We start from the raw sequence: 14,352 nt of genomic DNA on the forward strand, positions 1-14,352 counted from the left end.
GCAGGAGGATCCATGCGCCAACTTCGATTCGCAGGGAAGATCGCGGCACTGCTCGTCGCCGTGGCCATCGCCGGTCCGGCTTTCGCTGCCGAGGTGGTGGTCTGGCATGCCTATCGCGGCGAGGAGAAGGCCGCCTTCGAGAAGGTCGTGGCGAACTACAACGCCGCGAAGGCGGCGGCGGGGATCAAGATCACCACGCTCGCCGTGCCGTACGACGCTTTCGCCGACAAGATCACCGCCGCCGTGCCGCGCGGTAAGGGCCCGGACGTCTTCATCTACGCCCAGGACCGGCTCGGCGGGTGGATCGAAGCGGGCAACACGATCGAACCGATCGACTTCTTCCTCGACAAGAGCATCACCGATCGTTTCCTTCCTTCGACCATGCAGGCGATGAACTACCAGAACACGGTGTATGGCCTGCCGCTGAATTACAAGGTCATCACGCTGATCTACAACAAGAAGCTGGTGACGTCGCCTCCCAAGACCTCGGGTGAGTTGGTCGCTCTCGGCAAGAAGCTGACCGACGCCGCCACGGGCCATTTCGGCCTCGCTTATGCCTACTCCGACTTCTACTACCACGCCGCCCTGATGAACGCGTTCGGCGGCGGGGTCTTCGCCGAAGGCCGGAAGCCGACGCTCAATACTGCGGCCAACGTGAAGTCGCTCGAGCTGCTGATGAAGTGGGTGGAGCAGGACAAGTTCCTTCCGGCCGAGCCCTCGACGGCGTTGATCACCTCGCTGTTCAACGAAGGGAAGGCGGCGATGGTCTTCTCCGGTCCCTGGTTCCTCGGCGAGATCGCGAAGGGCGTCGATTTCGGCCTTGCCCCCTTGCCGTCGATCGACGAGGCCGGTGGCAAGCCGATGCGGCCGTGGATGACGGTCGAAGGGGCCTACATCGCCGCTCCGTCGAAGAACAAGGAAGCGGCGTTCGACTTCATTTCGTATCTCACCGACGCACCCCAGGCGAAAATCCTGGCCCTCGAAGGTCGGCAGACGCCGTCGAACCGCAAGGTCTACGAGGATCCCCAGGTGGCCTCCGACACAGTCCTCAAGGCGTTCCGTGCGCAGGTCGACGCTGCGGTTCCGATGCCGAACCTCGCCGAGATGACCATGGTGTGGTCTCCCGCCACGACGGCGATGAACACCATCGTCAAGAAGTCGCTCGGGGTGAAGGCGGCGCTCGATGTCGCACAGAAGGACGTCGAGGAGCGCATCAAGAACCTGAGGAAGTAGGGTGGAACGCCCGGCCAATCATCGCCGGCGCGCCGTTGCCGGCCTGCTGCTCGGCTCTGCGGTCGCGCTGGGTGCGGCCTGGGGCTGGCTGCTCCTCGCTCGCCGAGCCGAGTCGGACCGGGCGGCGGATCAGCGCGCGCTCTGCGAGGTCCGTGCGCTTGCCGAGCTCCTGGAGCGCGCAGTGGCGAGCGGAGCGAGCCCGGCGACCGTCGTCGGGCAGTGGGCGGCACGCAGCCCGGAGCTCGAGCTCGTCCGCGTGGTGTCGCTCGAGGATCGCCTGCTCGCGGCGTCGACGGTTCGAGAAGACCAGACGGGAGGCGTCACGCCGCGCAAGCTCCGCCGGGAGGAGAAGCCGCTGTTCGATGCGGCCGACGAGCTGCGGCGCGGGGCCGAGAACAACCAGGCCGCCGACGGGCCGCGCAAGGAGTCGGTCAAGCTCGAGCGTCTCGACCAGGCTCGCCGCCTCGTCTGGGCGCCGATCCTGCTCGAGGGGAGGGTGACCGGTGCGGTCCAGGCCCAGATCCAGCCGCGGGAGACCGGCCGTCCCGACCACCGCGGCGGCACGGCCTTGGCCGTGGCCCTGGCGCCGGCGGCCCTCCTGCTCCTTCTGGGGATGGCGATCGGACAGCGCCGCGCGCTCCTGACCGTCGTCGGAGGTGTCCTGCTCGCCGGCGTGGTCGGTTGGCAGGCTTGGCGCTTTGCCGGCGAGCTTTCCTCCGACCGACTGGCCCACGAGCAGCGACTCGCCGCGGATCTGGCGGGGCAGGCCGAGCGGTTCGCCGCCGTGGCGCAGGCGAGCGGCTTCTCACTCGACGGCGAGGCGCTCGATCCTGCGCGCTGGGACGCCGATCGCAACGGGACGCCGCGCGGCGTGGTCCTTGCCGAGGGAGGGGTCGCAGCGGACCGCTTGGCCGAGTCAGCGCGTGGGGTCGCCCGGCGAGGGGCGCTCGTGCACGCCGCCTTCGGGCTCGTCGGCCTGGGGCTGTTGGCGTTCGTCGCGCTGGGGACGGCTGCCCGCGGTTGGCAGACCCTGGTGCGCTATCGGGTGGCCTACGCCTACGTCACGCCGGCCATGGTCGGCATGCTGCTGCTCGTCTTCTTCCCCTTCGTCTATGGCATCACGCTGTCGTTCACCAATTCGAACATCTACAACAGCGACAAGCCGATCAGCGAGATCTGGACCGGCCTCGACAACTTCCGCGACATCCTCTCCGACTTCGCGATCATGAGGACGACCGAGGACGGTGGCGCCGGCGGGCTCAACTACAAGAACTTCTACTACACCCTCGGGTTCACCGTGATCTGGACGGTGGCCAACGTCGGCCTGGGTGTCTCGCTGGGTTTGCTGCTCGCGCTCATCCTCAACACCAAGGGCCTGCGGCTCAAACCGCTCTATCGCGTGCTGCTGGTTCTGCCGTGGGCGGTCCCGAACTACATCACCGCGCTGATCTGGAAGGGGATGTTCCATCAGCAGTTCGGGGTGGTGAACCAGGTGATCCAGATCTTCGGCGGGGCGCCGGTCTCGTGGTTCGAGAAGCCGGTCACCTCGTTCGTCACCGTCCTCGCGACGAATGGCTGGCTCTCGTTCCCCTTCATGATGGTGATCGCCTTGGGGGCGCTGCAATCGATCCCGGCGGATCTCTACGAGGCCGCCCGAGTCGACGGGGCGTCGCGCTGGCAGCAGTTCCGCTCGATCACCCTGCCGTCCCTGAAACCCGCGCTCGTCCCGGCCGTTATTCTCTCGGTGATCTGGACGTTCAACATGTTCAACATCATCTACCTGGTGTCCCAGGGTGAACCGGCAGGCTCGACCGAAATCCTGATCACGCAGGCCTACAAGCTGGCGTTCGAGCAGTACCGCTACGGTTACGCGGCGGCTTACTCGACGGTGATCTTCTTCATCCTGTTCGCCTACGGGACCTGGCAGAATCGCGTGACCCGCGCCACGGAGGGGATATGAGCCGCAAGCGGGCGAGCGATCAGGTCGCACACTGGCCCCTGCATCTTTTCCTGGTGCTATTCACTCTCCTCGCGATCTATCCGATCCTCTGGGTGATCGCCGTGGCGTTCTCCGGCCAGCAGGCGTTGTCGATCGCCGACGTGCCTGCCAACCCGGCGATCAGCGACCGGCTGCGGGCCGTGGCACCCTGGCCGGCGGCCTGGTCGGTGCAGAACTTCGTTTCGGTGATGACCGAGCAGCCGTTCGGCCGCTGGCTCTTCAACAGCACCGTCATCGCGCTCGCCACGACCGTTCTCGGGGTGTTTCTCGCCTGCACCGCCGGGTATGCGTTCTCGCGCTTCCGCTTCCCCGGCCGGCGCGCCGGACTCATGGCCTTCCTCGTCTCGCAGATGTTCCCGGGCACGCTGACCCTCGTGCCGCTCTACCTGATCGTCGTCAAGTGGCTGGGGCTCGGGTCGACCTGGATGGGGCTCATTCTGGTCTATTCGCTCACCTCGATCCCGTTCTGCGTCTGGATGCTCAAGGGCTACTTCGACACCATTCCGCGGGAGCTGGAAGAGTCGGCGATGATGGACGGCGCGTCGCCGGCGACGATCTTCTTCCGCATCGTCCTGCCGCTGGCCAAGCCGGCGGTGGCGGTGACGGCGCTCTTCTCCTTCATGACCGCATGGAACGAGTTCATCCAGGCGGCGACCTTCATGGACAAGGAAACGATGTACACGGGACCGGTCGGCCTGCGCTTCTTCGTCGGCGGGTTCCAGCAGCAGTGGGGATACTTCGCCGCAGGATCGATCATCACGGCGATTCCGGTCGTCGTGCTCTTCATGTTCCTGCAGCGCTATCTGGTCTCCGGCCTGACCGCCGGAGCGGTCAAGGGATGATTCCACCCGACAGGAGGATCAAGATGCGAAAGACCTGGAAGATCGCAATGGCCATGTTCCTCGCCACGGCGGCGCTCGGCGCCGTGGCCATGGCCCAGGAGGTCGTCTTCAAGGACCCGACGGGCGACGATTTCGGTCCGGGCAACTACACCTATCCGACCGACGTCGTCTACAAGCCCGGCTCGTTCGACCTCACCGAGTTCAAGCTCGCCGTCTCCGGCAAGAAGGTCAACGTCGAAGCGAGCGTCAACGCGTCGCTCGAGGACCCGTGGGGCATGAAGACCGGTTTCGCGGTGCAGATGATCTTCGTCTTCATCGACACCGACCACAAGGAGGGGAGCGGGTTCACCGACGGCATCCCCGGGCTCAACGTCAAGTTCGCGCCGGCCGATGCCTGGGACAAGGTCGTCATCCTGTCGCCGCAGAGTGCCTCGCGTGTGCGGACCGAGGTGGAGACGAAGGCGGCCGCGATGAAGGACGCCGTGGTCGTCCCTGGACGCACCAAGGGCAACAACCGCACGATCTCGGGCTCGATCGACCTCAAGGACCTCGGTGAGGGCGACCCGGCGACCTGGGGCTACCAGGTGGTCGTGCAGTCGAACGAGGGTTTCCCGGACGGGGCCGAGGTGCTCACGCGCCGGGTCAACGAGTACGAGGGTCAGCACCGCTTCGGCGGCGGCAACGACGGCAACTGCGACCCGGCGGTGATGGACTTGCTGGCTGGCAAGGGGACCGGCGACGCTTCCGAGATCGAGGCGCAGAAGGCGATGTTGAAGTACGAGTGCAATCCGGACGGTTCGGCCAAGCAGCTGGCCGTCCTTCAGATGGTCCGCAAGTAAGCGGATCGGTCCGTTCTCTGGAGGCTCAGGAGGAACTATGAAGCGTACAACCGTGTGGCTTGCGGTCGGCGCGTTGGCGCTCGCCCTGCTCTTGCCGGGCGCCGCCACCGCTCAGGACTCCAAGCTCAAGATCGGTGGGACGACCTACACGAAGTGGCTCTGGGGCAACCAGCGCTTCGACGGCTCGCTGTACAACTTCACGAGCGTCCCTGGCGAAGGCTGGGGCGACAACGGACAGGGCTCGGAGGTCGAGCTGCTGTTGAGCGCCCGCCTCTCGAAAGAGGTCGCCGTGTCGGCCCGGCTGCACAGCCGGTTCAGCCAGAACCAGTGGACCAACTTCGGCGGTTTCGGCGGCAGCTTCGATCCGGACGGTGACGGCAACCCCGGACCGTGCGTCGGTGGCGACTGCGGCGAGTTCGACTCGCGCTCGAATCAGTACGTCAAGCTCCGCGGTGTGGCCGTCACGCTGACGCCGGGCTACGACTGGATCGACTCGGCGACGATCGGTGCCAACGACTGGGGCATGTTCGACCCGTTCGTCATCGGCCGCATCCGCTACATCGACCGTGACAACGGCGCCGGCCTGCTCTTCCAGGGCTCGGCGGCCAACCGGAAGTTCACCTGGGACGCGGCGCGCATCTCCCTGCCGCGGCTCTGGGCCGGCCCGGGCTACGCCACCGGCAGCTATCCGGTGCAGGACGCCGCCTACGGCGTGCAGACGAAGTTCAACCTGTCGTCGGCGTTCGATCTCGCGCTGATCGGCCAGTACGTCAACGACATCGAGGTGGATGCCAAGGATCTCCTGCCGGACAACGGCCGGAGCACGCGGAACCGCTTCAAGAACACGGTCATCGGCGCGCGCTTCGGGATTCACCCGGGATCGAAGCTCGACGTGCGCGGCGCGGTCTACTCGTCGTCGGCCGACTCCAATCCGGCGTACGGTGCTCCCGCCGACTTCTTCGGCATCTCGGGCTTCGGCCCGGTGCCGGCCGGCAAGCACGACGACACGGCCTGGAAGCTCAACGTCGACCTGAACGATCCGTTCGGGGTCGGCCTGTCGTTCAACTTCGAGGCCTTCGACATCGGTGCGGAATACGTGGCGATGATGGCGGCGCGGCGCGAGTCCGACGTGCTGCTCACCGAAGGCTCGGATGCGACCTTCGCCTACCCGGGCCCGAACAACGCCTCCTTCGGCGTCTTCGGCGGCAACGAGTCGAAGATCGGCTACGGCGGCTGGCAGGGCAATGCGCAGCAGGTCGCGACGATCAACGTCGACAACGAGTTCACCGACTTCGACGAGCCGCTGGCCGAGAGCGTCATCGGGTGGAAGGGCTTCACCGTGGTGCCGTCCTTCTCGACGGGCTCGCTGGATCTCTCGGGCGAGCTGACCTTCGTCGACTACAACACGAACTGGCAGGCATGGGATGACCCGAGCCGGCCGATCCTCAGCTCGATCTACCCGAACAACGAGTCGGACAGCGGTCTCGGCTCCTTCCGCAACGCCTATGCGCCGTTCCAGGACAAGGAGACGACGATCGGCGTGATCAAGTTCAAGTACCTCATCGACGCGGGCAAGGGGATCGATCTCTTCGGCAAGTTCAAGATGATCGACGAGACCGACAAGCGGATGACGGATGCCCGCTACCTGCCGTACCTCGCGGGCGATTGCCCGGGTGGCGGCGCGGCCTGCAGCAACCACACCCGTGCCTACAACGGGGCCGGCAACTCGACGGCCGACCTGTACGGCAATCCCCCGGTGATCACCGTCAACGGCATCACCGGGTATCAGTGGAAGCCGTTCGACAGCCTGTCGGACGACGATCGCGACTTCAGCTCGAAGATGTTCCAGCTCGGCGCCGGCTACCAGCTGACCGACGACCTGTACGCGTCGGCGACGCTCGAGCACTACGACGTCGACCTGAAGGACGGCAACACCGCGTTCCAGGCCTATCAGCTGCACGAGATGGCGTCTGGTACCCACAAGAAGGACAAGCTGATCCTGCAGGCCAAGTACATCCTGGCCGGCGCGGAGATCGGTCTGAACTACGAGTACGCCACCGGCTCCTTCGATCCGGACTTCGGCGGTGGTTTCGTCGTCCAGTACGCCGACGCAGCGACGGCTGCGAATGTCGGCGTCAAGGTCGGGTCGCGAGGGTTCGCCGGCCGCTTCGGCGGCTGGAACAGCCTGGAGAAGCGCGACTTCAACCAGCAGCGTCTGAAGGCGTTCCTGAAGGTCCAGTTCTAGTCCGGGGCGTTGTCGCCCATTGCCCGGGACCCGGTTTCGGCCGGGTCCCGGGCCTGTCCTCTCGAGGTTCGATCGCCATGCCCAGCTGCCCGCGTCTCGTCGCTGTCGCGCTCTCCGTCCTCGCCGTCGCTCCGGCTCTTGCCGCGTCGGCCCGTGCCGCCGATCGGCCGATCTTCGTGCTCACCGATCCGCGCGGCGACGATCACGGCGACGGGACGATGAAGTACCCGTTGAGCTACTACGACCTGCAGCCTGGCGATCTCGACCTCGTCTCGCTCGCCGCCTATGCCGAGGCGGATGGAACCCGCTTCGAAGCGACGTTCGCCAGCCGCGTGCGGCCGACGGGTCGACGCACCATCGACATCGGCGGGACCTCGCTCGACTCGATGGCCCGCTTCGGTTTCTATACGACGAATCTCGACATCTACGTCGACACGGATCGCCAGGAAGGCTCGGGTGGCGTCCAGATGCTCCCCGGGCGGAAGGCGCAGCTCGATCCGCGCTTTGCCTGGGAACGGGCGATCGCGCTGACGCCGCGGCCGTTCGACGCCCGGTCGACGCTGAAGCGGATCCTCCTGCGTGATCTGCGCGACACGTTGAAGGCGGACCCGAAGTCTCTCGACGCGAAGACCGCCGAAGCGATCAAGCTGCAGATCCCCGCCGACGTCGAGTCCCACGTCTTCTTCCCGACGAAGATCCGCGTGCGCGGACCGAAGATCACGTTCTGGGTGCCGGCCGAGGCGCTGGGCGGCATCGCCCGACCCGACTGGGCCTACACCGTCGTGGTCACCGGGACCGACATCGATCAGCGCTTCGACCTGTCCAACGCCCTCTCGGTCGCCGCGGTGCGCCGCAGCGGCCTGATGATCCTGCCGCTCGGCGTCGGACGGCCGACCGACAGCTTCGGCGGTGGACGCGAAGACGACGACCTTCAGCCGCCGCTCGTCGACATCCTCGTGCCTCCGGGTCCGCTGACCCAGGAGCGTGTGCTCGGCGACTACGACGCGACCGCGGCTCGGCCGGCGGTCGTTCCCGCCGTCGTCCCGGCCGACCTGCCCTAGTCCGAGCGCACGGTTCCCAGCCAGGCACTCTGGGGGGGGAGATCGAGCAGGCAGCCGTGTTTCGGCAGATCTGCGAGTCGGACGTCGCCGTCGCTGAGCCGGACGGCGAGCCGATCGCACGACATCGGTGCGGCGAATGTCGCCCCGGACCTCGCGAGGTTGTGGACGACGAGCGCCCGCTCGCCGTCGGTGCGCCGCAGGAAGGCGACGACTCCCGTTTCCCGGCCGCTATCGAGCAGGAACAGGTCGCCGTCGCGCAGCGCCGGTGAAGCTCGCCGCGCCGCGATCCAGCGCCGGTAATGGGCGAGCAGCGAACCCTCGTCGGAGAGCTCGGTGGCGACGTTGCGCGCCTGTGGATCGCCGGAGAACGGATGCCACGGCGCGGTTGCCGCAGTGAAGCCGTATCCGGGTGCCTGGCCCGACCAGGGCATCGGTGTCCGTTTGGCTTCGTCGCCGCGTGCCGACCCGTTCTCCAGGCCGATCTCCTCGCCGTAGTAGAGGAAGGGCGCGCCCGGAAGGGTGAGAAGCAGCGCCGCGGCCCGGCGCTGGGCCGCGACATCACCTCCCAGCTGGGTGGTGAGTCGCGCCATGTCGTGGTTGGCGAGGAAGGGAGCGTCGAGCGCTCGCCTGGGGTAGGCCGCCGCCATTTCCGCGAGAACCGAGCGGACGGCATCTCCATCTCCGTCTCGCGCTGCGCCGACGATCGCCGCAGCGAGCGGGAAGTTGAAGCTCGCCGGCAACTCGTCGCCGCCGGGGACCTCGCGGTCGGATCCGAAGTAGGCCGCGATGAGTGGCGTCTCCGTCCAGTTCTCGCCGACCAGCAGGGCCTCCGGGTGTCGCTGCCGCACGGCACGGGCGAGCTCCCGCAGGGCGGCGTGCGTCTCGGGCTGGTCGACCTGCTGCTGATCGGGTCCGTTTTCGACGAGGTGGCGTGTCGCGTCGAGACGGAAGCCGTCGACGCCGAGGGTGAGCCAGCGTTCGGCGATGCGGTAGAGCTCGGCGCGCAGGTCGGGATTGCGCCAGTTGAGGTCCGGCATGCCGCTCCAGAAGACGCCGTAGAAGAACTGGTCGCCGCTCGTGTGCCAGACGCGATACGAGCCGCCCCACGGCTGTGTCCAACCGGGATCGTCGGCACGCCAGACGTACCAGTTGCGGCGCGCCGCCGTCGGGGACGAGCTGGCTTCGACGAACCAGGGATGCTGGGCGCTCGAGTGGTTGAGCACCAGATCGACGATGACCCGCATGCCGCGCCGATGGGCTTCGCGCAGCAGCGTGGCGAAGTCGGCATCGGTGCCGTAGGGGGGGTTGATATGCTCGTAGTCGACGGTGTCGTACCCGTGATAGCTCGGCGAAACGAAGACCGGCATGAGCCAGAGGGCGTCGACGCCGAGATCGTTGCGTGTCGCCGGATCGCCATCGTTGAGGTAGTCGAGCCGCGAGATCAGGCCCCGCAAGTCGCCGATCCCGTCGCCGTCGGAATCGGCGAAGCTGCGGACGAAGACCTGGTAGAAGACGGCGCCGCGAGCCCAGTCGAGACGCCAGCTCGGCAGGGGATCGACGATCGCGGTCGGCGGCTGAGCCGCGACGCGCGAGGGGGAATCGCTCGGGTTCGCAGCCGCGGGCGAAACGCTGCGGGGACTCGTCGCGCAGGCGGCGCCGGCCAGGGCGAATGCTGCCAGCACGGCCATCGCCGGTCCAGTCCGATGACTCATGGGCGTCTCCTTTTCCGCTCGGTCGCGGGGATCGACTCCGCTCATCCTAGTCCCGATCGCCCGCGTCGTGGGGGGTGGGGCTGAGCGATGGCACGCTTCGACGAGGCGCGCTGGCGCGCTCTCCTGCACGATCTCTGGCAGGGCCTGCAAGGGCGGCCGACCGATCTTCTCCCGTTCGACGTCGTCCGGGAGGGGTTGCGGCTTCGCCACTTCGTCGACCGCGGCATTCGCGAGATTCCTCTGGCCGCGATCGTCGGTTCGATCGGACGGATTCGCGAGTTCAACCGGGCCTTCCTGCCGCGGGACGAGGCGTTGCGGGACCGTTGGGAGGAGGTGCGCCTGCTCGCCCTCAGTCCGACGGGGTTTCCGCCGGTGGAGGTCTACCAGGTGGGTGACGCCTACTTCGTGGTCGACGGGCACCACCGGGTCTCGGTCGCCCGTTCCTTCGGAGCGCCGACGATCGAGGCCTGGGTGCGCGAATTCGAGTCGCCGGTTCCGCTGAGCGCCGACAGCTCGCTCGAGTCGGTGCTGCTGCAGAGCGGGCTCGCCGACTTCCTGGAGACGACCGGACTGGGAGGCGAGGGGGCCGAGCTCTTTCGGATGAGCGAAGGCGGGGGCTATCAGCGGCTGCTCGATCACATCAGCGTGCACCGCTATTTCCGCGGCATCGAAACGGGGCAGCCGGTCTCCTGGCCCGAAGCGGTGCGCTCCTGGTATGCGACGGTCTTCGTCCCCGGCGTGGAAGCGATCCGGCGCAGTGGCCTGTTGGCGGACTTTCCCGGCAGGACGGAGGCTGACCTCTATCTGTTCGTGATGGATCGCCTGCATCTGCTCCGCGAGCGCTTCGGGGTCGCCGGAGCGAATGCGGAGCGCGCGGTGGCCGACCTCAGCCGGCGAGCGAGGCGTCAGCGTCGGCTTGCCGGACGACGGGGTAGGCCGCCGGGTCCGGAGCCACCCGCTCGCTGACGTCTACCAGCCGGGCGAGCTGCTGGCGGTGCGCCGCCGAGACCTGATCCGCACGAACGCGCCACGACCAGTTCCCGTCGGGTCGGCCGGGGAGGTTCATCCGGGCGTCGCTGCCGAGGCCGAGAACGTCCTGGAGCGGAGCGATGGCCGTCGCCGCGGGCGAGTTGTAGGCGGCCTGCAACAGGCCCCAGCCGATCGACTCGGGCGCGCCGCCGACATAGGCGAGCACGCGCTGCTGTGCGGCCGGCCGCAGATTCTCGAACCAGCCCCGGGCGGTGTCGTTGTCGTGGGTGCCCGTGTAGACGACCGCGTGTCGTGGCACGTCGTGCGGCGAATGTCCGCTGCCGCGCGAGAAGCCGAACTGCAGGACCTTCATGCCGGGTAGGCCGAAGGCGTCGCGGAGCGACTCGACGTCCGGCGTGATGACGCCGAGGTCTTCGGCGACCAGCGGCAGGTCGCCGAGGGCTTGACGCAGCGCAGCGAAGAGCGCGTGGCCGGGCCCCTCGACCCACTCGCCGCCCACTGCGGTCGAGTCGCCTGCCGGCACGGCCCAATAGGCGGCGAAGCCCCGGAAGTGATCGAGTCGAACGACGTCGGCCAGGCGCAGATTGGCCCGCAGGCGCTCGATCCACCAGGCGAATCCCTCGGCCGCGAAGCGCTCCCAGCGATAGAGCGGGTTGCCCCAGAGCTGCCCCGTCCGGCTGAAGTAGTCCGGCGGAACGCCGGCGACACGCAGCGGCCGTCCGGTGTCGTCGAGCTCGAAATGGCCCCGGCTCGCCCAGACTTCGGCGCTGTCGAACGCCAGGTAGATCGGCACGTCGCCGAGAATCGAGATGCCGCGGCGATGGGCTTCGGCCCGCAGCGCCGCCCACTGGCGGAAGAACAGGAACTGGCAGTAGCGGTGGTAGGACGTCTCGTCGCCGAGGCGCCGGGCGGCGGACTCGAGCGCGCCCGGCTCGCGATCTCGCAGCGCCTCGTCCCAGGCGGTCCACTCGCGTCCGTCGTGAGCGGCTTTGAGGGCGGAGAAGAGGGTCCAATCCTCGAGCCAGGAGCGTTGCTCCGACGCATCGACGAAGGCCTCGAAGGCTTCGCGGATTCCGGCGGGAGGTGCGGCGCGGAAGTGGGCGAAGGAGGCGCGCAGGATCTGTTCACGACCGGCGCGGACCGCTTCGAACGCCACCCGGTCGCCGGGTGGCTCTTCTCCGAGAGTCAGCGCCTCGCGCGGGAGAAGGCCCTCCTCGGCCAGTCGCTCCGGAGAGATGAGCAGCGGATTGCCGGCAAAGGCCGAGAGGCAGCCATACGGCGAATCGCCCATGCCCGTCGGCCCGAGTGGCAGGACCTGCCAGATCGCCTGCCCGGCGTCGGCCGCCCAGGCGAGGAACGCCGAAGCGGTCGGTCCGAGATCGCCGATTCCGTATCGTCCGGGAAGCGAGGTCGGGTGGAGAAGCAGCCCGGCCCGACGTGGTCCGCCGTCGCGCACGCGTGAGTCGCTCACGGCGAGGCCTTCATTCCCGCTCGAGGTAGGTGTAGCCGGCGAGGCCCTGCTCGTAGGTGCGCAGCAGCACCCGCGAATCCTCGAGCCCGATGCGCTTGGCGCGCAGCGCCACCTCGACGGCGCGCCGCACTCGGGCGAGCAGCTCGTGCGGGTCGTAGCTGACGTACTTGAGCGCGTCGCTCACGGTGTCGCCGGTGAGCACGTGCTCGATCACGTAGGCACCGTCCTCGCCGAGCGAGACGTGGAGCGTGTTGGTGTCGCCGAACAGGTTGTGGAGGTCGCCGAGGATCTCCTGGTAGGCGCCGGCGAGGAAGATGCCGAGATGGTAGTCGTCGCCGGTCAGCGGGTGGAGCTCGAGCACCGGCTTGACGTCGCGCCGGTCGATGAAGTGCTCGATCTTGCCGTCGGAGTCGCAGGTGATGTCGGCGATCACCGCCCGGCGGGTCGGCTCCTCGGCCAGCCGATGAATCGGAATCACCGGGAAGAGCTGGTCGATCGCCCAGGCGTCGGGGAGCGATTGGAAGACCGAGAAGTTGCAGAAATAGGTGTCGGCAAGCGCGCGTTCGAGACCCTCGAGCTCCTCCGGAACTTCGGGAAGCTCCCGGGTGATGCGGAGGATCTTGGTCACCAGCGCCCAGAAGATGTCCTCGGCGAGCACGCGCTGGGCGAGCGAGAGGTGGTTAAGCAGGAAGAGGCTGAGGCACTCGTCGCGGTACTCGAGGGCGTCGTGGTACGACTCGAGGACGTTCTTGCGCGAGACCTCGCGGTGGGTGTCGAAAAGGTGGCGCAGCGGTAGCGGCGCCTCCGGCGGGAGCTGCTCGGGGAGGGCCCCGACCCGGAACTCGCCGACCCCGAGGACGTCGACGATCAGCACGGCGTGGTGGGCCACCAGGGCGCGCCCCGATTCGGAGACCAGCGTCGGGTGCGGAATCCCTTCCGGCTCGCAGAGCTCGAGCATGCCGAAGACGATGTCGTTGGCATACTCCTGCATCGTGTAGTTCATCGACGACGGGAAGTTCGTCTGCGATCCGTCGTAATCGACGCCGAGGCCGCCGCCGACATCGAGGTAGGCGAGCGGTGCGCCGAGCTTGTAGAGCTCGACGAAGATCCGTCCGGCCTCGCGCAAGGCGTCCTTGACCGCACGGATCGACGAGATCTGGCTGCCGAGGTGGAAGTGCATCAGCTGCAGCGAGGCGAGCAGTCCCTTCTCTCGCAGAAACTCGATCGCTTCGTAGAGATCGCGGGCACCGAGGCCGAACTTCGAGCGGTCCCCGCCCGAGGCCTCCCAGTGCCCCGAGCCCTTGCTGGTCAGTCGTGCGCGCAGCCCGATGACCGGCAGGATTCCCATCCGCTCGGCGACGCTGGCGATCAGCGGCAGCTCGGACGGCTTCTCGATCACCATGATGACCTTGCGGCCGAGCTTCGAGGCGAGGAGCGCGGTCTCGACGTACTCCTCGTCCTTGTAGCCGTTGCAGACGAGCAGCGCCTCCTCGTCCTCGAGCATCGCCATCACGGCGATGAGCTCGGGTTTCGAGCCGGCTTCGAGCCCGAAGTGGTACGGGCGGCCGGCCTCGAGGAGGCGGTCGACGACGTAGCGCTCTTGATTGACCTTGATCGGGTAGACGCCCCGATACGTTCCCTGGTAGCCGTACTCCTGGATGGCCGAGAGGAACGCCTCGTTGAGCTCCCGCACGCGGGCGCCGAGGATCTCGGAGAAGCGGATGAGCAGAGGCAGGCCGATGCCGCGCTGCTTGACCTCTTCGACGAGCTCGCGGAGGTTGATCGCCGGCGTGCCGGGGCCGGACGGGTGCATCTGGACGTCGCCGCGCTCGTTGGCCGAGAAGTAGTTGTTGCCCCAGAGGCGGATGTTGTAAAGGTCGAGCGAATCTTCGACCGTCCAGCGCCGTGGAATTCCGTTGCCCGCCATGCTCGTCTCGTCGCCTCCTCGCGCTCGCTCCGG

10 protein-coding genes are annotated in these 14,352 nt (G+C 67.6%); 7 read left to right on the forward strand and 3 right to left on the reverse strand.

Features of this window, described 5'->3' with window-relative positions; genetic code table 11:
• Positions 1-12 precede the first annotated feature (12 nt).
• The 6 genes from IPJ17_14000 (at position 13) to IPJ17_14025 (ending at position 8,219) form a co-directional block, all read left to right on the forward strand.
• Positions 13-1,233, forward strand: coding sequence for an extracellular solute-binding protein (locus IPJ17_14000; GenBank protein QQR72615.1), 1,221 nt, complete (start codon positions 13-15; stop codon positions 1,231-1,233).
• Positions 1,234-1,846: 613 nt separating this feature from the next.
• The gene (locus IPJ17_14005; protein ID QQR76175.1) at positions 1,847-3,193 is read left to right on the forward strand and encodes a sugar ABC transporter permease; all 1,347 of its coding nucleotides are present in this window, start codon (positions 1,847-1,849) and stop codon (positions 3,191-3,193) included.
• Entirely contained in the window at positions 3,190-4,074 is an 885-nt protein-coding gene (locus tag IPJ17_14010) for a sugar ABC transporter permease (GenBank protein ID QQR72616.1), read from the forward strand. Before IPJ17_14005 ends, IPJ17_14010 begins: the two co-directional genes overlap by 4 nt.
• 53 nt (positions 4,075-4,127) lie before the next feature.
• Positions 4,128-4,913 carry a hypothetical protein gene (locus IPJ17_14015; GenBank protein ID QQR76176.1) on the forward strand — a complete coding sequence of 262 codons (786 nt, stop codon included), beginning with the start codon at positions 4,128-4,130 and terminating at the stop codon, positions 4,911-4,913.
• Between the two features lie 37 nt (positions 4,914-4,950).
• Complete coding sequence (locus IPJ17_14020; GenBank protein ID QQR72617.1) at positions 4,951-7,158, forward strand: hypothetical protein; 2,208 nt, start codon at positions 4,951-4,953, stop codon at positions 7,156-7,158.
• 77 nt (positions 7,159-7,235) lie between these two features.
• Positions 7,236-8,219 (forward strand): hypothetical protein, encoded by a 984-nt coding sequence (locus IPJ17_14025; protein QQR72618.1) that lies wholly within the window; start codon positions 7,236-7,238, stop codon positions 8,217-8,219.
• On the opposite strand, the gene IPJ17_14030 is transcribed toward IPJ17_14025, so the two are convergent.
• The gene (locus tag IPJ17_14030) at positions 8,216-9,931 is read right to left on the reverse strand and encodes an alpha-amylase (GenBank protein QQR72619.1); all 1,716 of its coding nucleotides are present in this window, start codon (positions 9,929-9,931) and stop codon (positions 8,216-8,218) included. The genes IPJ17_14025 and IPJ17_14030 overlap by 4 nt on opposite strands.
• Positions 9,932-10,018: 87 nt before the next feature.
• On the opposite strand from IPJ17_14030, the gene IPJ17_14035 reads away from it, so the two are divergent.
• Positions 10,019-10,897, forward strand: a complete 879-nt coding sequence (locus tag IPJ17_14035; protein ID QQR72620.1) for a transcriptional regulator — start codon at positions 10,019-10,021, stop codon at positions 10,895-10,897.
• Here the strand turns inward: IPJ17_14035 and malQ are convergent.
• Positions 10,818-12,377: a 4-alpha-glucanotransferase gene (gene malQ, locus IPJ17_14040; protein QQR76177.1), complete on the reverse strand. Its 1,560-nt coding sequence runs from the start codon at positions 12,375-12,377 to the stop codon at positions 10,818-10,820. The genes IPJ17_14035 and malQ overlap by 80 nt on opposite strands.
• 25 nt (positions 12,378-12,402) lie before the next feature.
• A complete protein-coding gene (gene speA, locus IPJ17_14045) occupies positions 12,403-14,319 on the reverse strand; it encodes a biosynthetic arginine decarboxylase (protein QQR72621.1) in 1,917 nt (638 codons plus the stop codon).
• Between the last annotated feature and the right edge of the window lie 33 nt (positions 14,320-14,352).

This window comes from Holophagales bacterium (genome assembly GCA_016699405.1).
Classification (GTDB): Bacteria; Acidobacteriota; Thermoanaerobaculia; order Multivoradales; family JAGPDF01; genus JAAYLR01.

Excerpts from the sequence above, each read along its gene's own strand:
- IPJ17_14015 (QQR76176.1), top strand. The coding sequence starts at position 4,128 with ATGTTCCTCGCCACGGCGGCGCTCGGCGCCGTGGCCATGGCCCAGGAG.
- IPJ17_14005 (QQR76175.1), top strand. The coding sequence starts at position 1,847 with ATGGCGATCGGACAGCGCCGCGCGCTCCTGACCGTCGTCGGAGGTGTC.
- speA (QQR72621.1), bottom strand. The coding sequence starts at position 14,319 with ATGGCGGGCAACGGAATTCCACGGCGCTGGACGGTCGAAGATTCGCTC.
- IPJ17_14020 (QQR72617.1), top strand. The coding sequence starts at position 4,951 with ATGAAGCGTACAACCGTGTGGCTTGCGGTCGGCGCGTTGGCGCTCGCC.
- IPJ17_14035 (QQR72620.1), top strand. The coding sequence starts at position 10,019 with ATGGCACGCTTCGACGAGGCGCGCTGGCGCGCTCTCCTGCACGATCTC.
- IPJ17_14025 (QQR72618.1), top strand. The coding sequence starts at position 7,236 with ATGCCCAGCTGCCCGCGTCTCGTCGCTGTCGCGCTCTCCGTCCTCGCC.
- IPJ17_14000 (QQR72615.1), top strand. The coding sequence starts at position 13 with ATGCGCCAACTTCGATTCGCAGGGAAGATCGCGGCACTGCTCGTCGCC.
- IPJ17_14010 (QQR72616.1), top strand. The coding sequence starts at position 3,190 with ATGAGCCGCAAGCGGGCGAGCGATCAGGTCGCACACTGGCCCCTGCAT.
- IPJ17_14030 (QQR72619.1), bottom strand. The coding sequence starts at position 9,931 with ATGAGTCATCGGACTGGACCGGCGATGGCCGTGCTGGCAGCATTCGCC.